The 23,359-nt window shown below is 65.9% G+C and carries 20 protein-coding genes; 13 read left to right on the top strand and 7 right to left on the bottom strand.

All coding sequences use genetic code 11. The annotated features are described in order from the left end of the window. Nucleotides 1-65: 65 nt before the first annotated feature. The 10 genes from ddaH (at nt 66) to ACYVII_RS05090 (ending at nt 11,421) form a co-directional block, all read left to right on the top strand. A complete protein-coding gene (gene ddaH / locus ACYVII_RS05045; protein ID WP_460531973.1) occupies nt 66-1,274 on the top strand; it encodes a dimethylarginine dimethylaminohydrolase family protein in 1,209 nt (402 codons plus the stop codon). Nucleotides 1,275-1,413: 139 nt separating this feature from the next. Then, nucleotides 1,414-2,493 (top strand): Glu/Leu/Phe/Val dehydrogenase family protein, encoded by a 1,080-nt coding sequence (locus tag ACYVII_RS05050; RefSeq protein ID WP_460531976.1) that lies wholly within the window; start codon nt 1,414-1,416, stop codon nt 2,491-2,493. Nucleotides 2,494-2,644: 151 nt separating this feature from the next. After that, on the top strand, nt 2,645-2,890 hold the full coding sequence (locus ACYVII_RS05055; RefSeq protein WP_460531979.1) for a hypothetical protein: 246 nt from the start codon (nt 2,645-2,647) through the stop codon (nt 2,888-2,890). 235 nt (nt 2,891-3,125) lie between these two features. Further along, nucleotides 3,126-3,272, top strand: coding sequence for a hypothetical protein (locus ACYVII_RS05060; protein ID WP_460531982.1), 147 nt, complete (start codon nt 3,126-3,128; stop codon nt 3,270-3,272). 463 nt (nt 3,273-3,735) lie between these two features. Continuing rightward, on the top strand, nt 3,736-5,487 hold the full coding sequence (locus ACYVII_RS05065; protein ID WP_460532818.1) for an ABC transporter ATP-binding protein: 1,752 nt from the start codon (nt 3,736-3,738) through the stop codon (nt 5,485-5,487). After that, nucleotides 5,484-7,298 (top strand): ABC transporter ATP-binding protein, encoded by a 1,815-nt coding sequence (locus tag ACYVII_RS05070; RefSeq protein ID WP_460531984.1) that lies wholly within the window; start codon nt 5,484-5,486, stop codon nt 7,296-7,298. Before ACYVII_RS05065 ends, ACYVII_RS05070 begins: the two co-directional genes overlap by 4 nt. A gap of 296 nt (nt 7,299-7,594) precedes the next feature. After that, complete coding sequence (locus ACYVII_RS05075; protein ID WP_460531987.1) at nt 7,595-8,617, top strand: tellurite resistance/C4-dicarboxylate transporter family protein; 1,023 nt, start codon at nt 7,595-7,597, stop codon at nt 8,615-8,617. Between the two features lie 61 nt (nt 8,618-8,678). Next, the gene (locus ACYVII_RS05080) at nt 8,679-9,155 is read left to right on the top strand and encodes a MarR family transcriptional regulator (protein ID WP_460531990.1); all 477 of its coding nucleotides are present in this window, start codon (nt 8,679-8,681) and stop codon (nt 9,153-9,155) included. Then, entirely contained in the window at nt 9,152-10,813 is a 1,662-nt protein-coding gene (locus ACYVII_RS05085; RefSeq protein ID WP_460531993.1) for a chloride channel protein, read from the top strand. The genes ACYVII_RS05080 and ACYVII_RS05085 overlap by 4 nt, the downstream gene beginning before the upstream one ends. Before the next feature lie 167 nt (nt 10,814-10,980). Further along, nucleotides 10,981-11,421, top strand: a complete 441-nt coding sequence (locus tag ACYVII_RS05090; protein WP_460531996.1) for a globin family protein — start codon at nt 10,981-10,983, stop codon at nt 11,419-11,421. 32 nt (nt 11,422-11,453) lie between these two features. Here the strand turns inward: ACYVII_RS05090 and ACYVII_RS05095 are convergent, their stop codons facing one another. The 5 genes from ACYVII_RS05095 to ACYVII_RS05115 form a co-directional block, all read right to left on the bottom strand. Next, nucleotides 11,454-11,795 carry an MGMT family protein gene (locus ACYVII_RS05095; RefSeq protein WP_460531999.1) on the bottom strand — a complete coding sequence of 114 codons (342 nt, stop codon included), beginning with the start codon at nt 11,793-11,795 and terminating at the stop codon, nt 11,454-11,456. Between the two features lie 47 nt (nt 11,796-11,842). Continuing rightward, nucleotides 11,843-12,295, bottom strand: coding sequence for a GNAT family N-acetyltransferase (locus ACYVII_RS05100; protein ID WP_460532002.1), 453 nt, complete (start codon nt 12,293-12,295; stop codon nt 11,843-11,845). Nucleotides 12,296-12,406: 111 nt separating this feature from the next. Continuing rightward, nucleotides 12,407-14,608: an NADP-dependent isocitrate dehydrogenase gene (locus tag ACYVII_RS05105; RefSeq protein WP_460532005.1), complete on the bottom strand. Its 2,202-nt coding sequence runs from the start codon at nt 14,606-14,608 to the stop codon at nt 12,407-12,409. A gap of 92 nt (nt 14,609-14,700) precedes the next feature. After that, the gene (locus ACYVII_RS05110; protein WP_460532008.1) at nt 14,701-15,129 is read right to left on the bottom strand and encodes a hypothetical protein; all 429 of its coding nucleotides are present in this window, start codon (nt 15,127-15,129) and stop codon (nt 14,701-14,703) included. 77 nt (nt 15,130-15,206) lie between these two features. Then, complete coding sequence (locus tag ACYVII_RS05115; RefSeq protein WP_460532011.1) at nt 15,207-15,632, bottom strand: hypothetical protein; 426 nt, start codon at nt 15,630-15,632, stop codon at nt 15,207-15,209. Between the two features lie 260 nt (nt 15,633-15,892). Between ACYVII_RS05115 and ACYVII_RS05120 the strand changes: the two genes are divergently transcribed. Then, nucleotides 15,893-17,200, top strand: a complete 1,308-nt coding sequence (locus ACYVII_RS05120) for an ROK family transcriptional regulator (protein ID WP_460532014.1) — start codon at nt 15,893-15,895, stop codon at nt 17,198-17,200. An 18-nt stretch (nt 17,201-17,218) separates the two neighbouring features. Here the strand turns inward: ACYVII_RS05120 and ACYVII_RS05125 are convergent, their stop codons facing one another. Then, nucleotides 17,219-18,241: a Gfo/Idh/MocA family protein gene (locus ACYVII_RS05125; RefSeq protein WP_460532017.1), complete on the bottom strand. Its 1,023-nt coding sequence runs from the start codon at nt 18,239-18,241 to the stop codon at nt 17,219-17,221. Continuing rightward, a complete protein-coding gene (locus ACYVII_RS05130) occupies nt 18,238-19,218 on the bottom strand; it encodes a Gfo/Idh/MocA family protein (RefSeq protein ID WP_460532020.1) in 981 nt (326 codons plus the stop codon). Before ACYVII_RS05130 ends, ACYVII_RS05125 begins: the two co-directional genes overlap by 4 nt. A gap of 251 nt (nt 19,219-19,469) precedes the next feature. Between ACYVII_RS05130 and ACYVII_RS05135 the strand changes: the two genes are divergently transcribed. Both ACYVII_RS05135 and ACYVII_RS05140 read left to right on the top strand, forming a co-directional pair. Beyond that, the gene (locus ACYVII_RS05135; protein WP_460532023.1) at nt 19,470-21,278 is read left to right on the top strand and encodes a periplasmic substrate-binding domain-containing protein; all 1,809 of its coding nucleotides are present in this window, start codon (nt 19,470-19,472) and stop codon (nt 21,276-21,278) included. Nucleotides 21,279-21,537: 259 nt separating this feature from the next. After that, nucleotides 21,538-23,358, top strand: a complete 1,821-nt coding sequence (locus ACYVII_RS05140; RefSeq protein WP_460532025.1) for an ABC transporter substrate-binding protein — start codon at nt 21,538-21,540, stop codon at nt 23,356-23,358. The last annotated feature ends 1 nt before the right edge of the window (nt 23,359 follow it).

Consider the following 23,359-nt stretch of genomic DNA (forward strand, 5'->3'; position numbering starts at 1 on the left):
CCTAGTCCGTCACAGACGGGAAGCATCAGCAAGCCCATAGCATGCGCTCGGCTAGGGTCGTACGCATGACTGTCGCCTGGGGTCGCCGCATCGCGGCATCCGTTCTCACCGCCTTCCTCGTCGCACTCCTCGTGCACGTCGGAACGGTGGTGCTGACGAACGAGGCGTACCTCGCGGCTCAGAGCGCGAGCTGGGCGGCCATCGTCTCGATCAGCGGATACTTCACACTCGCGTCGGTCTTCGCGTTCGTGCTGCTGGCGGTGGCCGCGATCTTCGATGTCTTCGCCACCTGGTGGGGTGCGCTCATCGCCGGCCTCGTGATCGGAGTCATCTCCACCGCCCTCGACACGATGATCTACCTGGCGGTGAACGCCCAGAAGCCCGACATCTCCGTGCTCTGGAGCGTGACGGGCGAGCGCAACCTGCTCTTCATCGCCCTGGTCACCGCACTGACGCCGACCTTCGGCCGCTGGCTCTACCGCGTGATCGCGCAGTACGACACGGCAACCGTGCGCGGTCGCAGGGTCGCGCTGGTGCGCATCCCCGCCACCAACCTGGCCGAGGGCATCGTCACGAACATCGACCGGGTCGAGGTGGACTCGCCCAAGGCCGACGAGCAGTGGGATGCCTACGTCGCCGCCCTGGCCGAGAACGGCTGGGAGACGGTCGAGGTGGCCTCCGCAGAGGTGCTTCCCGACTCGGTCTTCGTCGAGGACACCGCGGTCATCCTCGGCGACCGCGCCGTCATCGCGCGGTCCGGCGCTGAGCAGCGACGCGGCGAGACCCCGGGAACCGAGGCGGTGCTCACCGACCTCGGCCTGCGGATCGACCGCATCCAGGAGCCGGGAACGCTCGACGGCGGCGACGTGCTGCGCGTGGGAACCACGCTCTACGTGGGCCGCAGCGAGCGCACCAATGGGGAGGGCATCCGTCAGCTGCGCGGCATCGCCGCCGAGGAGGGCTACAACGTTGTCGCGGTCCCGGTGAAGGGCGCACTGCACCTGAAGTCCGCCGTGACGGCGCTGCCCGACGGCGCCGTCATCGGCAGCACCGAGCACGTCGACCCGGCCGTCTTCGACCGCTTCCTCCCGGTGCCCGAGCGCAGCGGTGTCGCGGTGCTGGTACTCGGTCCGGATGCCGTGCTACTGGCGGCATCGGCCCCGAAGACCGCGGAGCTCCTCACCGACCTCGGCTACCGTGTCGTCACGGTCGACATCTCCGAGTTCGAGAAGCTCGAGGGCTGCGTCACCTGCCTGAGCATCCTGATCGGCTGAGCGGCGCCCTCGGCCAAGGCTGCGCCGTGCTCCGGCGCCCGCGCGAGGTGGCAAGATAGTTGTGCACGTTCCGCCCACAAAGCGGAGCGGATGCCTGTGACACACCACCCCGTTGCCGCGGCCCGCTAAGGAGACACCGATGTCCGCCATGCCCGAACTCACCGAAGCGTTCGGAACTGACCTTCCGCACGAGAAGCTTCTGATCGTGAAGGGGCCGCGGTGCGGGCTGACGATCAGCATCGCGGTGCACTCCACCAAGCTGGGCCAGGCTCTCGGCGGCTGCAGGCTGTGGTCGTACGACAACTGGGTCGAGGCGGTGCACGACTCGCTGCGCCTCGCAGAGGGCATGACGTACAAGAACGCCGCGGCCGGCCTCCGTCGCGGCGGCGGCAAGACCGTCATCTACCTCCCGCGCGGCACGCAGCTGGATGCCGAGCGCCGTCGCGCCGTCATGCTCGACCTCGGCGACGCGATCGCGTCCCTCGACGGCGCGTACATGACTGCCGAGGATGTCGGCACCAGCGCAGAAGACATGGCCGTCGTCGCGGAGCGTACGTCCGACGTGTGCGGACTGCCCTCGGACAAGGGTGGTGTCGGCGAGCCGAGCGACGCGACCGCGCAGGGAGTGTATGCGGGCATCCTCGCCACCCTCGAGGCGGTCTTCGGAGACCGCACGGTCGCCGGGCGCCGCTTCACCGTGCTCGGGCTCGGCCATGTCGGGTCGCTGCTGGCCACGCGTCTGGCAGGCGACGGCGGCATCCTCACCGTCACCGACGTGAATCCGGTCAAGCGCGAGCTGGCCGTCCGGCTCGGTGCCCAGTGGACGGAGCCCGACGAGGCGACCCGCGTGCCCGGTGACGTGTTCGTGCCTGCCGGAGTCGGTGGCATCCTCACTCCAGAGGTCGTCGACGCGCTGCAGGTGCGCGCCGTGTGCGGCCCTGCGAACAACCAACTCGCCGAGCGCGGCGTCGTCGACCTGATGCGCGACCGCGGCATCGCCTGGGCACCGGACTTCGTGGTGAACGCCGGCGGCGTCATCTTCCTCGACACCCTGACTCGGCCAGGTGCCTCGGCCGATGCCACCAGGCAGCGGGTCGAGCAGATCGGCGACACGGTCGCGCGGATCTTCGAGGATGCCCGCGACCGTGGCGTCACGACTCTCGCCGCCGCCGAGGCGCTTGCGATGGAGCGGCTGGACGCCGTCCCCGTTCTGGCGTGACCGATACTGTGAGCCTGCTGCGTCCCGCGTAGCATGCTGCTATGCCAGCCAGCGCCGATGGCACAGCACCCGGCGACGGCGCGGCACGCGGCACCCGGGCGACGAAGCCGCCGACCGCGCCGCCTTCCTCCCGCACGCCGCCACCGGTCAGGTGCTGCAGTACCTCGCCGTCGTTCTTCTGATCTGCGGACTGATCGCCTGGGCGGGCTGGAAGTCGTGGGTCATACCACTCGTGCTGGCCGTGCTCCTCTTCGTGGTTCAGGGCTTGCTGGTGGGTCTGGGGTTCGATGTGAACCCGTGGTTCGGCGCGCTGCACGCCTTCGACGGCATGGTGATCACCGCAGGGTTCGTCTGGCTGACTGTCGACCGCGCGCGGCATCCTCTTCTGCAGCGCTGACCGGCAGCCCTGTCGTAGGCGAAGCAGCAGTCTCCGTGCTCGTGTCGCGGAGACTGCTGCTTCGCTGTGTTCGCAATCTTCTCCCTCCGCCACTTGAACCCTCACGCCGTGTCGGTATAACCTGATCTGCTGTCGCTCTTCGCACCTTTGGGTTTACCGAGAGCGGCATCCGGATGACTGGTCGAGACCCGGGTCGCTCCACGTGCGAGCCTCCCGGCACCGCAAGGAGGACGCCATGATGACGAAGACCGAGATCACGCCGCGGCTGCGCGCGGGCGTCGCGGTCCTCCTCGTGCCGACCGCCTTCAGCGGTCCGGCCGGGTATAGGTATGCAGCGACTCCCGCCGGTCATCGCGCCGGAAGTCCCGTTGCGATCGGTTAGCTGACAAGGCACCACACCAGCTCACCCTTCAGCCCTTCCGGCCAAGCGCGCGGAGTACTCCGCCGCCCAAGCGAACGTCCGACCCGCTCGGGGCATCCGACGATTGTCGGCTCTTGCGACCCCCGCCCACCGCTCGGACCACTTCGCTCGCGACCGATCTCGTGCCCGCCACGGATCGAGTGTCGCTCCCCAGCGGCAGAATCGATTCGACTCGCGATTCCCGCCTCGCGGAAGCCTCCCCAGGCATCCGCGAAACACCACACCACACACCTTCCACACGAAACGGTGAACCATGTCTGCCTCTGAGGCACAGAACCAGACACCCCTTCTCCACCCTCCGGAACCAGAGCCGGCGCGCGAGCATGAGCGCGAGACGCGCGCTGCGGAGCACGAGGCGACGGGCGGCAAGCGGCTGAGCACCTTCCAGTCGCTCGCGCGCATCTACCCGTTCGCGAAGCCGGCCATGTCGCGCATCTACCTGGGCATGGTGGCGGCGATCGGCGCATCCATCGTCGCGCTGCTGATCCCCATCGTGCTGCAGGCGCTCGTCGACGGCCCGATGAAAGACGGCGACCCGTCCGAAGTCGTACCGTCCGCGCTGCTCGTGCTGGTGCTGGGCGCCGCGGAGGCGGTGCTCATCTCGCTGCGCCGCTGGTTCGTGCTCACGCCGGGCACCAAGGTGGAGGCCGACCTGCGCAACGCGTTCTACGCCAAGCTGCAGGACCTGCCGGTGAGCTTCCACGACGGCTGGCCATCTGGCCAGCTGCTCAGCCGCGCCGTCAGCGACCTCAACCTGATCCGCCGCTGGCTGAGCTTCGGCTTCGTGCTGCTGTTCGTGAACATCCTCACCATCGTGATCGGCTTCGTCGTGCTGCTCACGTGGAACTGGCTGCTCGCAGTCATCTTCATGGTCTGCTCGATTCCGCTGTGGATCTACGGCTACGTGTTCGAGAGCCGGTACTCGGTCATCGCCCGACGCAGCCAGGACCAGGCGGGCGACCTGGCGACGGCCGTCGAGGAGTCGGTGCACGGCATCCGCGTGCTCAAGGCGTTCGGCCGCGGACGCCACGCGCTGCGCAACTTCGAGAAGCAGGCGGAAGACCTGCGCGGCACTGAGATCGCGAAGGCGAAGGCCATCGCGGGTATCTGGCTGTGGCTACTGCTGGTTCCGGATGTCGCGTTCGCGGTGTGCCTCGTCGTCGGCGTCTGGCTGGTGTCGGCGAACTCGCTCACCGCCGGTCAGCTGCTCGCGTTCTTCGCCACGGCGACCGTGCTGCGGTTCCCGATCGAGTCGATCGGGTTCCTGCTGTCGATGACGTTCGACACCCGAACGGCAGCCGACCGGTTCTTCGACGTGATGAACACGCCGAACGCGATCGATGACCCGGAGCATCCGCAGGTCGTGACGAACCCGCAGGGCCGCCTCGCGTTCCACGGAGCGCACTTCCGGTACCCGGACACACCGGCGGGCTACCCCGATCTGCTCGACGGCATCGACCTCGAGCTGGAGCCGGGGGAGACCATGGCGCTCGTCGGCCTGACCGGCTGCGGCAAGTCGACCCTCACGGCACTCACCACCCGTCTGTACGACGTGACGGGCGGATCGATCACGCTCGACGGCGTCGACATCCGGGCCCTGAGCAGGAACGAGCTGCGCACCCACATCGCCATGGCGTTCGAAGATGCCACGCTGTTCTCCGCCTCCGTGCGCGACAACGTGCTGCTCGGCCGTGCCGATCTGGTGAGCGACGATCCCGAGACGCAGAAGCGAGCGGATGCCGTGCTCACCGAAGCGCTCGAGGTCGCCCAGGCGGGCTTCGCGTACGACCTTCCCGACGGTGTCGACACGAAGGTCGGTGAGGAGGGGCTGAGCCTCTCCGGTGGCCAGCGGCAGCGCCTGGCGCTTGCCCGCGCGGTCGCCGCGAACCCGGAGGTGCTCGTGCTCGACGATCCGCTGTCGGCTCTGGATGTCGACACCGAGGCGCTCGTGGAAGCGGCGCTGAGGCGAGTGCTCGCGTCCACGACGGCGCTCATCGTTGCGCACCGGCCGTCCACCGTCATGCTGGCCGACCGCGTCGCACTGCTCGAAGACGGACGCATCACGGCCGTGGGCACGCACCACGATCTGCTGGCGACCAACGAGCACTACCGATTCGTCATCTCGAGTCTCGAAGACGACGAAGAGCAAGAGGCACTGGAGGAGGTGAGCCTGTGAGCACCGCAACTGTTCTCGGAGTCGAGGGCGAGGAGCGCAACGACTTCTCCAAGGAGGAGTCGCGGCAGATCCGCCGCAGGTCGCTACGGCTGCTCGGGTCGCTGCTGCGGCCGTTGCGCGGACGAGTGGCGTTCGCCTTCGTCGTGATCGTGGTCTCCACGCTGGCGCAGGTGATCGGCCCGACACTGATCGGCATCGGCGTCGACCAGGGCATCTCGGCCCTGAAGTCGCAGGACTGGTGGCCCATCGCCCTCACCGGCGCTGCGTACCTGGTCACCGGCGTGATCGGCGCGGCGACGGTGTCCTGGTACACCGTCATGTCGGCACGCATCAGCCAGGCGATTCTGCTCGATCTGCGCAAGCGGGTGTTCCTGCACACGCAGCGGCTGAGCCTGGAATTCCACGAGTCGTACACGTCGGGCCGCATCATCTCGCGGCAGACCAGCGACCTGGACTCCATCCGGGAACTGCTGGACTCTGGCATCAACCAACTGGTGCAGGGCGTGCTGTACTCAGGCTTCATCGCGGTCTTCATGTTCGTGAACGACTGGGTGTCTGGCGTCATCCTGTTCTGCGCGCTGGTTCCGCTGTATTTCCTGACGCGGTGGTTCCAGAAGCGGTCGCAGGTGCTGTTCCGGCGTTCGCGCGTGGCATCCGCGAAGCTCATCGTGCACTTCGTGGAAACCATGACAGGCATCCGTGCCGTCAAGGCTTTCCGCAAGGAGAAGCGCAACGAGAAGGAGTTCGGCGACCTCGTCGAGGACTACCGCGACGTCAACGCCAAGACGATCCAGCTCTTCGGAATCTTCGACCCGGGGCTCGTGATGATCGGCAACATCACCGTCGCGGTGGTGCTGCTGGTCGGCGGATTCCGCGTGGCGATGGGGGCCCTCCCCATCGGCATCCTGCTGGCCGTGCTGCTCTACACCCGTCGGTTCTTCGACCCGATGGAGGAGATGGCGATGTTCTACAACTCCTACCAGTCGGCCGCGGCAGCGCTCGAGAAGATCTCGGGTGTGCTGGAGGAGGAGCCGAGCGTGCCCGATCCGGTGCATCCGGTCGACCTCTGGGAGGCGAAGGGGAACGTCAAGTTCGACGACGTGACGTTCGCCTACAAGAAGGATCGCGTCATCCTGCCGGAGTTCACGCTCGACGTTCCCGCCGGTCAGACGATCGCGCTCGTGGGATCAACGGGAGCGGGCAAGTCGACGCTGGCGAAGCTGATCGCGCGGTTCTATGACCCCACCGAGGGGTCGGTCACGCTCGACGGTGTCGATCTACGCGATCTGCACCCGAAAGATCTGCGCCGCGCGATCGTCATGGTCACCCAGGAGGCGTACCTGTTCTCCGGAACAGTCGCCGACAACATCGCCCTGGGCAAGCCGGATGCCACGCCCGACGAGATCCGCGCTGCGGCCGAAGCCGTGGGCGCGGCGGAGTTCATCCAGGGTCTGCCCGACGGGTACGACACCGATGTGAACAAGCGCGGCGGGCGGGTCTCGGCGGGCCAGCGGCAGCTGATCTCGTTCGCGCGGGCGTTCCTCGCGAACCCGGCGGTGCTCATCCTTGACGAGGCGACGAGCTCGCTCGACATCCCGAGCGAGCGTCTGGTTCAGGATGCCCTGCAGACGCTGCTGAAGGACCGCACGGCTCTGATCATCGCGCACCGGCTCTCCACGGTCGCGATCGCCGATCGCGTGCTCGTGATGGAGCACGGCCGTGTCGTCGAGGACGGCTCACCGGCCGACCTCATCGCCGGCACCGGCCGCTTCGCGCAGCTGCACGCCGCCTGGCGCGACTCGCTGGTGTAGCTGGTTGTCTGTGGCCGTTACGGTCCACCGGCAGTAGCACGAGAACAGGCGGGAAAGCGCCTACCCCGTGGGAACAGGCAGGAGTTGCCTGTTCCCGCGGGATTTGCCTGTTTTCGGCGGGAGCGCGAGAGATCGAAGGCGCAGCGGATGCCGGCAGCCACAGCGCGCATGCCGGTGACGGTCTGCATCGGGAGAAGGCCACCGGGGGGACGTCCGGCCGCGCGGCCCCATCGGGAACGGCTCGCGGCGGCCCGGCGGCATACGCTGAGAAGGTGCTGGAAGCACAGCGTCGAGGGTTGAGCGAAGCGGTACGCACGCTGTCGCCGACGTACTTCGCCGTGGTGATGGCGACCGGCACGGTGTCTGTCGGCGTGGCCCAGGTCGGGTTCTCCGGGCTCTCGTGGGTCCTCTTGTGGCTCGCGGTCGTCGCCTACGTCGTTCTTGTGGTGCTCACCGGGTGGCGGCTGGTCGCCTACCGTCACGAGATCGTCGCGGACTTCACGAGGGTGCGAACGGGGTTTGCATTCTTCACGTTCGTGGCCGCGACCGATGTGATCGCGGCCAGGCTCATCCCTGCGATGGGCTTCGCTCTGCCGTGCGTGCTGCTGATCGTCGCGTTCGCGACCTGGCTCGTGCTCGAGTACGCCATTCCGGGCGGGGTGGTGCTGGCGCATCCCTGGCACATCGATGCGCTGCGAGACGTCAACGGAACCTGGTTCATCTGGCCGGTCGCGAGCCAATCGGTTGCGCTCGTGGCCGCCTCGCTCGAGCCGCTGGCGAGGGCGTCGGCCGAACTGCTCGCGATCGTGGCGGTGCTGTCGTGGTCCGTCGGCCTCGTGCTCTATGCCGTGATCGGCGTGGTCATCGTCGTGCGCATGCTGACTCAAGGCATCTCGGCAGCCGAACTGGGACCGGACTATTGGGTGGCGATGGGCGCCGCCGCCATCACCGTTCTCGCCGCGTCGAAGCTCGTCGAGATGTCCGACATGCCGATGATCGACGCCTCGCGCGGCCTCATAGCCGGTGCGGGCGTCGTGCTGTGGTCGTTCGCCACCTGGCTTGTTCCCGCGCTGGTGAGCATCGGATGGTGGCGGCACGTGGTGCATCGGGTTCCGTTGCGATACGACGTCGCGCTGTGGGGCATGGTCTTCCCGATGGGCATGTATGCCGTGGCAAGCATGTATCTGGGCAAGGCTGACCGGCTGCCCACGCTCGGAGGCATCGGGGCGGTGAGCATCTGGGTCGCATTCGTGGTCTGGGCCATCGTCGCCGTTTCGATGGTCGTGCATGTCGCAGGGCGCCTGTGGCGATTGCGCTGAAGATGGCGATCGCTGAGATGCCGATTCGACCGAAGGACTTGCTCTCTGCAATACTTGCTTAGTGCAAACGAATGTCCCTCCCTCCGACGAGGAGGTCACCGCGTTCCAGGTCGCGACCAGAGACCTCATCGACGTGGCCGTGCGCAGCGTCGAGGTCGTGGCTCCCGGCGTCTCCCTGCCGCAGTTCCGGCTGATGCTCGTGCTCGACGACCTTGGGGTAACGCCCTCCACCAAGCTGGCCCGCGAGCTGGCCGTCTCGCCCTCGTCCGTGACGCGCATGGCCGACCGACTCGTGGCATCCGGTCATGTGACGAGGGATCGCAACGGCGAGAAGCGCTCGATCGTCGCACTCGCGCTCAGCCCGCTCGGTGTCAAGACCGTGCACGAGGTCTTGTCATGGCGTCACGTCGAACTGGCCCGCATCCTGCACTCCGTGGATGCGGCCGATCGGGCTGCGGCCGTTCGCGCCCTGACGACGTTCCACAGTGCGGCCGCCAGCCGGCCGGAGCACTCCCACCTCGGGTGGTTGCCGCTGTGAGGAACACGAATCCGAGGCGCGCAACCGGCGGCGCCTCGAGGACCGGTCATGCCCGCCTCGTGCTGGGCGACTTCGCGGTCGACCGCCGCATGCTCGTCATCACCGCACTCGCCCTGCCCGTCGGCGCCTTGGCCGGCGTGGCCGCTTTCGTTCTGCTCAGGCTGATCGGCCTGGTCACCAACCTCGTGTTCTTCGGTCGCGTCGACACCGCGCTGGTCGCCCCGAGCGCCGCGCACGCGCCGTGGTGGATCATCCTGTTCGCCCCGGTGCTCGGCGGACTCATCGTCGGCGTGATGGCACGGTTCGGCTCGGAGAAGATCCGCGGCCACGGCATGCCGGAGGCGATCGAGGCGATCCTCACCGGCGGAAGCCGGGTCTCGCCCAAGGTGACCGTGCTGAAGCCGATCTCCGCAGCCGTCAGCATCGGCACGGGTGGTCCGTTCGGCGCGGAGGGCCCGATCATCATGACCGGGGGCGCCCTCGGGTCGTTGCTCGCCCAACTCCTGAAGCTCACGGCGGATGAGCGCAAGACACTGCTCGTCGCGGGCGCCGCGGCAGGTATGGCCGCCACGTTCAACTCGCCGCTGGCGTCGGTGCTCCTGGCCGTCGAGCTGCTGCTGTTCGAATGGCGGCCGCGCAGCTTCGTGCCTGTGGTCGCCGCCGTCTCGGTCGCCACGATGGTGCGCGGGGTCCTGCTCGGCACCGGCCCGGTCTTTCCGGTCGATGCATCGCACCTGCACCTGTCGCCCCTCGTGTGCGGCATCGCCGCGGCGGTGGGACTGACCGGCGGCCTCCTCGCGGTCGGTGCGACCTGGCTGGTCTACAAGGCGGAAGACGGGTTCACGAAACTCCCGATCCATTGGATGTGGTGGCCGGCGATCGGCGGCCTCATCATCGGCGCGGGTGGCCTCATCGAGCCGCAGGCGTTGGGTGTCGGCTATGACGTCATCGATCAGCTGCTGACCGGCAGGGCGACGATGTCGCTGATTCTGGGCATCCTTGTGGTCAAGACGCTGATCTGGTCGCTGTCGCTCGGCTCGGGCACGTCCGGCGGCGTGCTGGCGCCGATGTTCATGGTGGGCGGCGCGCTGGGCGCTCTCGAGGGCACCGTTCTTCCCGACGTCATGCCGGGGTTCTGGGCCATGTGCGGGCTCGCCGCAGTGCTCGGCGGGGTGATGCGCTCGCCCCTCACCGGCACCGTGTTCACACTCGAGCTGACACACGCGTGGAACGCCCTACCGGCGCTCCTCCTGTCGGCCACCGCGGCGTACGCCCTGTCGGTGCTGGTGCTGAAGCGGTCGGTCCTGACCGAGAAGATCGCTCGCCGCGGTCTGCATCTCACCCGGGAGTACTCCACCGATCCGCTGGAGACCTTCTTCGTTCGCGATGTCATGCATCCGATCCCCGATGGCGACGTGCCCGCGGCTGATCGTTTCGCGGTGCGCGGACAGTTGACGGTGCGCGCCCTCGCCTATCTGTTCGCAGAGAACGGATGCACCGAGGCGGATGTTCTGGATGCCGACGGCACCGTGATCGGCCGGGTCGGCATTGCGGACCTGCTCCAGCCGCGACTCCACGACCTCACGGAGGAGCACCACCGATCCCGCACGCTCGGCTTCCGCACCGCATCGACGGAAGGCGACCCGGCGCCGATCTAGATTCGGTCTCTCACATCGCTGACCTACGGGCGTGAGCCGGTTGTCACATGCCGTGATGCGGCTGGCACCTCGGCCGTAACGGTGCGTTCCTACTGTTGCGTCATAGCGGGCGTCGCCCGACGACGGGCGCTCAGCAGACGCCATCCGACTCGAGATGAGGACAGCAGATGAACGCAGTGCAGATCGAACTCGTACGGACCAGTTTCGCGAAGGTGGCACCGATCGCCGATCAGGCCGCGACCATCTTCTATGAGGAGCTTTTCGAGCGCGATCCCTCGCTGAGGGGGTTGTTTCCGGAGGACATGGCCGAACAGCGCCGCAAGCTCATGACCATGCTCGGCATGGCAGTGAACGGCCTGAACGACTGGGACGGCCTGCGGCGCATCGTCGCCGATCTCGGCGCCCGGCACGCTGGCTATGGCGTCAAACCGGAGTACTATCCCACGGTCGGCGCCGCGCTGCTCGCGACCCTTTCGCTGGGGCTCGGCGAAGACTTCACCACCGAAGTGAAGCAGGCATGGTCGTCCGTCTATGCTGCCCTTTCCGGAGCCATGATCGAAGCAGCGGAGGCGGCGACCACATCCGACCGGCTGGCCATCGCGGAGTGAAGCGCTACCCGATGTGAGTGGCGCTGGTCGGTTCAGTAAGGCGACCAGCGCGCGGCGGCGAGATCGACGCGGTACCGCTCCACGGCATCCTCGCGTGATGCCTGTTCGCGGGTCATCCCCTTCAGCGGCGTGCTCTCCTCGAGATAGTGCTCCAGCGCCTTGCCCTCGTGGCAGGCCGGCGGCTGGCCGGATGCCCGGATCACCCGCCACCACGGCACATCCGCTCCGTACCTGGCCATCACGTTGCCCACGACTCGGGCACCCCGCGACCCGAGGAGCGCCGCGATCTGGCCGTACGTCATGACTCGGCCCGGCGGGATGTCCGACACCACCTCGAGGACGGCCTCGACGAAGCCCTCGGCGGGTTCGGGCATCCGCCGCGGTGCGGTCGACGGTGTCATCGAGAACGGGCAGACGAGGCTCAGAGGTCCATTGCGCCGATGGTCTCCCCGTACTGCGTCTCGCCGATCGGCGAGAACCCGGTGCGGAGGAAGAACGCCTCTGGCCCGAGCTCCCCGGTCTCCCAGATGACATGGAGCCGGTCCTGCCCGCGCTTGCGAGCCTCGTCGGCAAGCGCGTCGACGGCGAACTGCCCGATGCCGCGACCTTGCACTTCGGCGTCCACGTTGATGCGCCAGAGGATGGAGCGGAACTCGTCGTCGGCATCCGGGTCGAAGCTGCCCATGATGAAGCCGACGACCTCGTGGTCGCCGTCGACCACGACGCGCTGCCAGGTCATGTTCGGGTCGTTCACGGCGGCAGCGGCGGAGTACGACACCGGAGTGATGAACTGTTCCTGGCCGGGCTTGAGTGTCAGCGCGTTCGCTGCGGAGATGTTCGAAGCGGACAGTTCCTCAAGACGCAGCTCAGCCATGGCACAAGGGTAACGTGCCGTCTACGGCGTCGATAGTCGGCCTCGGGAAACGCGAAGAGGGCACGTACATCGAGTGGATGTTCGTGCCCTCCATCACGTGTCGATGTCGCGTCAGAAGGCGGCCAGCGCGTCGTTGAACGTGGCGGACGGCCGCATCACAGCGCTCGCCTTCTCCGGGTCGGGCAGGTAGTAGCCGCCGATGTCTGCCGGCTTTCCCTGCACCGCGACGAGCTCGTCTACGATGGCCGGCTCCTTCTCGGTGAGTGCCTCGGCGAGCGGAGCGAACACGGATGCCAGTTGCGGGTCATCCGTCTGCTTCGCCAGCTCCTGCGCCCAGTACAGCGCCAGGTAGAAGTGCGAGCCGCGGTTGTCGATGGTGCCGAGCTTGCGGCCGGGGCTGCGGTCCTCGTCGAGGAACGTCGCGGTGGCGCGGTCGAGCGTCTCGGCCAGCACCTTGGCGGCGGGACGTCCGGCCTGCTCGGCGTACTTCTCGAACGAGGGCACAAGAGCGAAGAACTCGCCGAGCGAGTCCCACCGCAGGTAGTCCTCCTGCACGAGCTGCTGCACGTGCTTCGGTGCGGATCCGCCGGCACCCGTCTCGAAGAGCCCTCCACCGGCGATGAGCGGCACGACCGAGAGCATCTTGGCGGAGGTGCCGAGTTCGAGAATGGGGAACAGGTCGGTGTTGTAGTCGCGCAGCACGTTGCCGGTGACCGAGATGGTGTCCTCGCCCTTGCGCATCCGCTCCAGCGAGTACGCGGTGGCGAGCTCGGGCGCGAGGATCTCGATGGTGAGGCCGCTCGTGTCGCCCACGAGGTCCGAGTCCGCCAGATACTCGCGCACCTTCGCGATGAGCTGCGCGTCGTGCGCGCGGGTCTCGTCGAGCCAGAACACGGCGGGCGTCTGGCTGGCGCGTGCGCGGCCCACGGCGAGCTTCACCCAGTCGCGGATCGGGACATCCTTGGTCTGGCAAGCGCGCCAGATGTCGCCTGCGCCCACCTCGTGCTCCAGGAGCACGTCGCCGGCCTTGTTCAGCACCTTCACGGTGCCCGCGACGGGGATCTCGAATGTCTTGTTGTGCGAGCCGTACTCCTCGGCGGCCTGAGCCATGAGGCCGACGTTGGAAACCGATCCGATGACAGCGGGGTCGAGCGGGCCGTTCTTCTTCACATCCTCGATGACCGTGGCGTACACGCCGGCGTACGAGGAGTCGGGGATGACGGCAAGAGTGTCGTCTTCGCGTCCCTCGCCGTCCCAGAGCTTGCCGCCGTTGCGGATCAGAGCGGGCATCGACGCGTCGATGATCACGTCACTGGGCACGTGCAGGTTCGTGATGCCCTTGTCCGAGTTGACGTAGGAGAGTCGCGGACCGGCCGCGAGGGCGAGGTCGATCGCCTCCCGGATCTCGGCCCCGTTCGGCAGCGCCTGGATGCCGCTGAGGATGGCGCCCAGTCCGTCGTTCGCAGAGACTCCGGCAGCGGCGAGGTCGGCACCGTACGTGTCGAAGACATCCTTGAAGTACGCCCGCACCACGTGGCCGAAGATGATCGGGTCGGAGACCTTCATCATGGTGGCCTTCAGATGCACGGAGAACAGCACGTTCTCGGCCTGGGCACGCTTCATCGCGTTCGCGAGGAACGCGTCGAGGTGCTCGGCGGAGAGGTGCGTCGCGTCGACCACCTCACCGGCCTTGACCGGCAGCTGCTCGAGCAGCACGTTCTGTTCGCGGTCCTGGGTCTCCAGCACGATCGTCAGGGTGTCGTCTGCGGGGATCGTGACCGACTTCTCGTTGCTCTTGAAGTCGTGCTCGCCCATGGTGGCCACGGTCGTCTTCGAGCCTTCGGCGAACGGCTTGTTGGTGTGCGGATGCTTCTTCGCGTACGCCTTCACGGACTGGGGTGCGCGCCGGTCGGAGTTGCCCTGGCGCAGCACCGGGTTCACGACCGACCCGATGACCTTGAAGTACTTCGCACGGATCTCGGCCTCTTCGTCGGTGACGGGCGAGTCCGGGTAGTCGGGAACGTCGTAGCCCTTCTCCTGCAGCTCCTTGATCGCCGTCTTCAGCTGCGGGATGGATGCCGAGATGTTGGGCAGCTTGACGATGTTCGCGTCGGGGGAACCGGTCAGCTCGCCGAGTTCCGCCAGAGCGTCGTCGGCGAGGCCGAACTGCGCGAGGATGCGCCCGGCCACGGAGATGTCGCGGGTCTCGAACTCGACACCGGCCTTCTCCGCGAACGCGGACACGATCGGCAGGAACGAGTACGTCGCCAGCAGCGGAGCCTCGTCGGTGTGGGTGTAGATGATCTTCGTCATCGCGTCAGCACGCTCCTTGTCGGCGGTTTTGCGGGAAAAAGAATCTTGACGTCAAGATAAATCGTCTGGTTAGACGATACCGGACGACGGCGCTACTCGCAGACCGCCTTGGCTGCGGATGCGGCGTCGAGCACGGCTGCCTTGTCGGTTTCCAGCTTCGTCTCGGCTTGCGCCGGAGGGATGCCCGGAGCCGCCTTCAGTTCCGCGGCGAGGGCGTGCAAGGCCGAGGTCACGGCATCCGCCTTGGCCTTCACCTGCGCGTCGCGTACGTCCTTCATAGCGGAAGAGAAGGCATCCGTCGCCTGGGTCACGGTGCTGAGAGCGGCCGCGGGATCGCTCTGAGCGCTCAGCCCGGTGAGCGAGTCCTTCAGGTCGGATCCCGCCGATGCGAGCCGGGAGCAGGATGCGACGCGGCTGAGCCCGTTCACGGCGGAGCATCCGGACAGCAGAAGGGCGGTAATCGCGATCCCGCCGAGCATGCCGATGAACCGGCCGGTTCGCCGGCGAGTGGCAGTCGTCATGCCCTTCACGATAGGGCAGACGGATGACGGCGCCTCCCGAGTGCGAGTCTCGAAGGGCGCCGTCGTGCTTCCGTTGCTTACTTGCCGCCGCACACCTTGCCCACCGCTGTCGCCGCGTCGGAGATCGCGGAGGCGTCGGACGTGATGGATGCCGGGTCGCCGTTCGCCGGGTCGTCCGCGTACGCCTTGAAGTCGGTGGTGAACTTCTTGTACGCGGTCGACATGGCCTGCGCCTTCTCCTTGACGCCGGCATCCGTGATCTTCTGCACGGTTGTGTCGAACTTGTCGGCGGCGGAGTCCAGCTTGGCGGCTGCACTCTTCGGGTCGCTCGTGGCCTCGGTCATCGCGTCGCTCGCGGCAGAGCTCAGCGTGTTGCCCGCCTTGGCGAGCTCGGCACATCCGGCCGCCTTGCTGAGGCCGCTCACTGCGCTGCAGCCGCTGAGCGCACCGCCCGCGAGTACGACGGCGACGGCGATCGTCGCGACGCGCTTTCTGATGTGCAAGGTGTTCTCCACTGTGTCCTTTCCCCCCACCGGACCGCCGATGGATGCATCGAGCCCCGGACGGAGCCCATGACACCCTATCTGTCCACGGTGCCGGTGCTGTGGCGGGGCGAGCAGAGGACAAAGGAGTATGCCCTCCATCGCGATCCGGGACAACACGTCCGGTTCACGACGGTGCGCGTTGACGTAGCGTCGTGGGTAAGTTATGGGGCATGGTCGATACCGGGGAACGATGCGACCTCAAGAACTGAGATAGTGTCATGCGAACGCGTCGCGCGGCCGACGTGGGTGAGGCGGGCTCGTTTATGCGCGCAGGAAGCAACCTTCCTGCCGTCGGGGGTTACAACTACGCGGTAATTCTCGACGCCGTTCGCCATGCCGTCGACGGCGTGAGCCGTATCGAGGTGGCGAAGAACACCGGGCTTTCGGCCCAGACCGTCACGAATATCGTGCGCCGGCTCATGGACGAGGGCCTCGTGGTCGAGGACGGCACACGGGTGAACGGCGTCGGAAAGCCACGTACGATACTGCGGCTCGCCCCGCGGGCGCGCTTCGCGATCGGTATCCATCTCGATCCATCGGTGGTCACGCTGGTGCTGCTGGATCTTGCCGGAGAGGTCGTCGCTCGACGCGAGCTTCTGACCGCGTCGACGGCGCGAGCCGAAGAGACAGTCGAGCGCATTGCCGCCGCCATTCCCGCGATGCTGAAGAAGCAGCGGATCGAGCCGGGACGAGTGCTAGGAGCGGGCGTGGCCGCACCAGGGCCCATCGACGTCACTCACGGGATCGTACTGGACCCCCCACTCTTGCCGGGGTGGCGCAACGTTCCGGTGCGCTCAGTGCTTTCCGATCGGCTCGGGATGCCCGTGCTGCTGGAAAAGGATGTGACTGCCGCCGTGATCGCCGAGCTCTGGCTCGATTCCACCGGAGCCAGCGACGACATCGTGTTCTTCTATGCAGGCACTGGCGTGGGTGCCGGACTCGCGATCGGCGGCGAAGCGATTCGTGGGAGCTCCGGCAATGCGGGTGGGATCGGCTGGCTGGACACTATGCGATTCGACGGCGTCAGCCATCCGACCACGTGGCCGGTGGGTGACGCGCTCAGAGCCCCGTTCCTGATAGGGCAGGCGATCATCCACGGCCTGTTGCCGGGGGATCCCTCGGGGCTCGTCAACGGGGACGCGTCGGGAATGGCCATCACGGAACTGCGCAGCGCGCTCGCCGATCTGATGATGTTGCGCGACGATCCTCGAGCGAAGGGACTCTTCACCCTGATGTTCGACGGAATCGCCGACGCCATCGTGCGGCTGGTGAACTTGCTCGATGTGGACCGAGTCGTCTTCGGCGGCCCGTTCATTGCACCGATCGGGCAGGTGCTTCTGGAGGTCCTGCCGGGACGTGTACGGGCGTCGGTGCGTGCATCCGTCCCTCACGACATCGAGTTCGTCATATCCTCAGCCGGAGAAGCCGTTGCGGCGCGTGGTGCGGCATGTCTCGTGCTCGATGACACTCTGTCTCCCAAACCACAGGACATGCTCATTCGCCGGCCCGTCACCGCGGCGCGATGACGGGCCGGCGAACTGGCTTCACAACGTGCTTGGAACCCGGGCGAGCACATCCAGCACCGGCGCGACCGTCTTCTCCCTCGCGCTCTCGTACGCGGCGAGGAGCATGCCGAGAACCTGGATGCCCTCGTCTTCCGTATGCGGAGGACGCGTGCCCGCGGTGAGGCAATCGGCGAAATGGCCGATCTCCGCCGGGATGGTCTCAACGGGTTCGAAGGTGAAAGACTCCTCCTCGCCGGTGCGCAGACGATAACTGACGGTCGTGCCGTCGCTGGTGAGTGCGCCGAACTCTCCGACCGCGGAGAACCGCTCGGTGGACGTGGCAGGCTGATACGCCCAGCTGGTGACCATCTGTCCGACCACACCATTGTCGAAGCGAATCAGAACCTGTGCGGAGTCCTCGCCCTCCATGAACTTCAGCCGATGCGTCGACAGCATCGCGGTAGCCTCGACTGGTTTTCCGCCCGCCAAGTGGAGTAGCAGGTAGCTGGGATGGTAGCCCGTGTCGATCAGCTCACCGCCGCCCGAGGTGCTCGCGTGCGCTCGCCATCCCATGTTGGCCGGATCGAAGTCGTTGTAGAACGAGTCCGTGGTACGCACCTCGTACACGGTGCCGATGGTCCCGTCCTCCAAGAGCTGCTTGGCCTTGGCCACAGCGGGCATGAAGAGCTGGTTATGTGCGCACATCAGTGTCACGCCATTGGATTTCACCACGTCGTTGACGCGGCGTGCTTCGTCAGCGGTGAGACAGAGCGGCTTCTCGCACAGCACATTGAGCCCTGCATTCGCGGCCGCGATGATGGCCTCGGCGTGGAGGTGGTGCGGTAGGCAGATATCCACTGCATCCAGGGCCAGCGTCGGATCGGCGATCATCTGCCGGTAGTCGGTGAACCACGGGACACCGAGTTCGTCACCTCGTCGCCTCGCAGTCTCCTCGACCGCGTCGGTGACCGCGGCGACAGCGATCTTGTCGCTGTGCACCTGGTAGCCGTGAATATGGGCAGAAGCGATTCCGCCGCCGCCGATGAGCCCGACCTTGATCATGAGTAGTCCTCCGTGTTTCCTGTCTCTGCTGCGTGGTTGGCCGCAGCGACGAACCTGGTGAGTTCGACGGCGCGGGCGAGATTGTCATCGGCACGGGTTCCGTTCGCGATGTGTTCGACCCACTGGTCGAAGGCGCCTGGAAGGTCCTCGGCAACGGGTATTCGCTCAACCCGGTCGCCGCCCAAGGCCAACTCGAGGTGGTCGTTATATGCCGTGTAGCTCAGCCATCCATCGAAGCCCCCGATCTCGATGACGAACGGATTGCTTGATACGAGGCCTGCCTCGACGACACCGATGGCGCCGTCGTCATACGTGACGCTCACGACGGCGTTGTCCTCCACTGCCCGGCCGGTCGCGTATGCATACGTCGAAGAGATCGTGGCCGGAGCGGCACCGAGGAACAGCTGGGTGAGGTAAACCGGGTGACATCCGAGGTCGGTGAGCGCGCCGCCGATCGCTTCGGCTGCGTCGTAGAACCGGTCGGGCAACCAGTTCGCTACGGCACCGTCGTGTGACAGCCGCACTCGCGCATACGTGATCTTGCCGAGCACGCCGCTCGCAAGGACTTCTTTCACCGTCTGCGTATAACCGTGATAGAGCCTTGGGAGCGACACGATGAGTGCTACTCCGTTGTCGTCACACGCGCGGATGAGCTCCGTCGCCTCAGCGACGGTGGGAGCCAGAAGCTTTTCCGTGAAGACGTGCTTGCCGGCGGCGGCCGCCTTGAGAATCACGTCGCGGTGGTCCACCGTCGAGGTCGTGATCGTCACCGCGTCGATGTCGTCGCGAGCGAGCAGCGCGTCGAGATCGGGCACGAACTCGACGCCGAATTGCTCCGCGCCGGCTCGGCCTCGATCCGGGTCGTCGTCCCAGACGGCCACGAGCTCCGTCCCTGGATGGTTCTGCGCAGACCTCGCATAGTCGCCGGCATGGACATGCCAGAAGCTCAATGCGGCCACACGAAGTGGAGATGACATGACGAGATTTCGTCCCTTCGACCTTGAGGGTGGTCAGATTGTTTTAATTCTTATAGCATATTTACTAAAGCGGAGGATGGGTCACGCGATCAGGTTCGGGTTTCGGGCGCAGGCGCGGACGCAACCCGTCGCTTGACCGAGGGAGGCCGATGATGGCTGGGGCGACGACACGAGCGAAGCGGTTCGGAAGGGTGTTCTTGTCGGACCGTCGGTCACCGAGACGCATCGTTCACGGTAGGCGCGGAAGGCTCGTGGGACTGGCGATCATGGCGTCCGCGGCGATGGCGTTAGCGGGGTGTACCGCGAGTGGACCGGACACCACCGCGACGCACACCGGCGCAAGCAGTGCCTCGCCGCTGAAGTACACAGTGTGCTGCGCTCCTGGGCCCACTGTCTCGTACAACCCATGGAGCACGAACGCCGCGACGATCAGTGACTTCGTCTATCTGCGGCTCGCTGTGCAGAAATACCCCTCCCTCACCGACTATGCGCCGCAGTTGGCCGCGTCATGGTCCGCATCAGGGGGAAGCCTGACGGTCAATCTCCAGAAGCAGGCGAAGTGGCAGGACGGCACCAGGGTCACCAGCAAAGACCTGTACGACACCGTTCTGCTGAACGGCTTGAACGGATCCTCGGTGTGGAACGACATCACGGGGCTGAAGATCGTGAACGAAAAGACCGTCGCCTTCCAGTTGCGCCCCGGCCAACCGGTGGCGCTTGCCGAGAACGACATCCTCGCCAACACGATCGTGTACCCCTCGAGCGTGTACGGCTCGTTCGTCACACCGCAACTGGAGAAGGATGTCCCGGCGTATTACGCGGTGTATGACTCTGATCCCGCTAAGGCCGTGACGATGCCGGAATACGCACGGAACAACGCCACCTTCAAGCAGCTGGCGGCGGTGAACCCGAGCCGGATGATGGGTGACGGGCCGTTCAAGCTCGAGGGCACGAACGGGCCGCAGTCCAAGCTCGTCAAGTGGGATGGCTTCTGGCTGGCCGACAAGATCCGGGTTCCCGGAATCACACTCACCCACGCTTCTAACGCGGAGATCTACCCGCAATTGCTCTCGGGCAACGTCGACTATTCCAACGCCACGATGCCTCCGAACGTGCTGCAACGGTGGAAGACGACGCCCGGGGCGAAGCTCGCGACGCCCCAGGCGAACGGTTTCGTCATCGGCTTCAACAACGCGCTATACCCGCTGAATCTCACGGCTGTGCGGCAGGCGATCGCCTATGCGCTGCCGCGCAAGACGATGGTCGAAGCCGCCTACGGAACAGGCTCGGGCGCTGGAGGCGTCTGGCAGCAATACATGACCGGGTTGACTCCCCAGCAGAACGAGACCTTCTTGACCAAGAAGCAGCTCTCGAGCCTGAACCCATACGCACTGAACACCGCCAAAGCGAGCAAGCTGCTCACCGGCGCCGGGTTCACGCAGCGCGGTGGTCAGTGGTACACCCCGAAGGGGCAGCAGTTCACGCTGTCGTTCGAGGTGCAGTCGGACACCTCGGACATCGTGACGTCGTTCACATCGGCCGCGAAAGCACTCACAGCGTTCGGAATCAAGTCTGACGTCAACGCCACGTCCGGCGCCCAGATGACTGCTGACGAGCAGAACGGCAACTTCCAGGTGGCGGCCTTCTTCCCGAATGGCGTCACCCCGCTCCAGACGCTCTCGGCCATGCTGCATGACAACAACTTCCAGACCTCGGGCAACTACGCCGGCAAACGCGGCATCGGGTTCGGGCCGACAGCGGATGTCCCGGGTCAGGGCAACGTCGACGTGGCGACGACGATCTATGGACAGTCACGCAATGTCGGACCCGGAAGCAAGATGAACGAACTGACTTGGTCATGGGCGCAGCTCGTGAACCGCGACGTCCCCTACCTCTGGTACGCAACGAAGGTGCGTCAGATCTCTTTCTCGACATCGCACTACACGAACTGGCCAGAAGTGGGTTCCGACGGCACGTCGGCCGTGTGGAACCTGATCGGCAACAACCAGCAAGCGGGCGTCATATACGCGATGGAGAACGGATACATCCTGCCCGGTTGAGTACCACCGGGGTACAAGTTTCTGACAAGTCTTTTCATCGAGTGCATTTATTAATAGGGTGAGCACACCCGGCCGACGTACCCCATCGGGGGGATCGGCGGACAGTGTTCAACCTGTCTTGGATCGAGGAGGATCAATGGCACAGCCGACTTCATGGTGGGCGGAGCAACTCGCAACGATGTTCCGCCCCCGCAGGGCCGAACGAGGGCCGAGCGATCGAGTCCCGCGAAGGCGAAGGCGACGCGCCTGGCTGGCTTCTGTGGGCATTTCAGGCACGGTGGCGCTCGCGCTTGCCGGGTGCACGGCGGCGAATCCGGATGGCGGCGCTGCGAGCGCAAGCAGCGGCAGCAACGCCAGCGCGGCCTCGCTCTCGTATCAGCCGTGCTGCTCCTGGCCGACCGCGACGTTCTCGATCAACCCGTGGAACGTCAACACCGACGCCACCGCGTTCAGCGACTTCGTGTTTCAGCGGCTCGCTATACAGAAGTTCCCTTCGATCACGGAATACGCGCCGCAACTCGCGTCGTCCTGGAAGGTCTCGGGTCAAACTCTCACGGTCAACCTTGAGAAGAAGGCGAAGTGGCAGGACGGGACTCCGGTCACGTCGAAGGATGTCTACGACACGGTGCTGCTCAACGGTCTGAACGGGGCCGCGGCGTGGAATGACATCACAGGCGTGAAGATCGTCGACGACTCCACAGTCGCGTTCACGCTACGTCAGGGTGAGCCTGTGGCGTTGGCCGAGAACGACATCCTGGCGAATACGGTCGTGTACCCGGCCAGCGTTTACGGGTCGTTCGTGACACCGCAGGTCGAGAAGGACGTTCCGGCGTACTACGCGGTCTATAACACGGATCCCGCCAAGGCCGTGACCATGCCCGAGTACACGCGTAACAACGCTGTGTTCAAGCAACTGGCCGCGCTCAGCCCGAGCAAAGTGCCGGGTGATGGGCCGTTCAAGCTCCAGGGCGTGACGGGATCGGAAGCCAAGCTCGTCAAGTCGAACACGTACTGGCTCGCCGACAAGATCCACGTACCGTCGATCACCTATGGCAACGGTTCGAATCAGGAGATCTACCCGCAGCTGTTCTCGGGCAACGCGGACTTCTCCAACGTCTATCTGGCGCCGCCGCTGCTCAAGCGCTGGAATTCGACGGCGGGCTCGAACCTGGCATTGCCGCAAGCCTTCGGATTCGCGCTGGCGTTCAACAACCAGCAGTACCCGCTGAACCTCACCCCCGTTCGGCAGGCGCTCGCCTACGCGATTCCCCGCCAGCAGATGACCGAGGCTGCGTACGGGTCCGCGAAGGGCGCGGGCGGCGTATGGCAGCAGTACATCACGGGGCTGTCTCCGCAGCAGAACTCGACCTACCTCACCAAGAGCGAGCTGTCGAAGCTGAACAAGTACAACACCGATACCTCCGCGGCTGCGAAACTCCTCACCGGTGCCGGATTTACGAAGAAGAACGGCCAGTGGTACACACCGAAGGGCGACCAGTTCACCCTCACTTTCGAGGCGAACTCCAACACGTCCGACATCGTGACCTCCTTCACGTCGGCGGCGAAGGCGTTGACCGAGTTCGGCATCAAGTCGGATGTCAATGCGACCTCGGGTGCGCAGCTGTCCGCTGACGAGATGAACGGCAACTTCCAGATCGCCGGTTACTTCCCAAGCGGAGCCACCCCGCTCCTCTCCCTCTCTGCGATGCTGCATGACCAGAACTTCCAGACCTCGGGGAACTACGCGGGCAAGAAGGGAATGGGATTCGGGCCGACGGCCGACGTTCCGGGGCTGGGCAATGTCGATGTGGCGACGACGATCTTCAACCAGTCACGAACCGTCGGGCCGGGCAGCAAGATGAATGAGTTGACCTGGTCTTGGGCGCAGTTGGTGAACAAGCAGGTGCCGTACATCTGGTACGCCACCAAGGTCTATCAGTTCTCGTTCTCGGATTCGCATTACACCAACTGGCCGAAGGTCGGTTCCAACGGCACCTCGTCGTATTGGGACATCATCGGAAACAACCAGAGCGCCGGAGTGGTCTACGCGATGGAGAACGGATACATCCAGCCGAAGTGAT

It is taken from the genome of Humibacter ginsengiterrae (assembly GCF_054780115.1).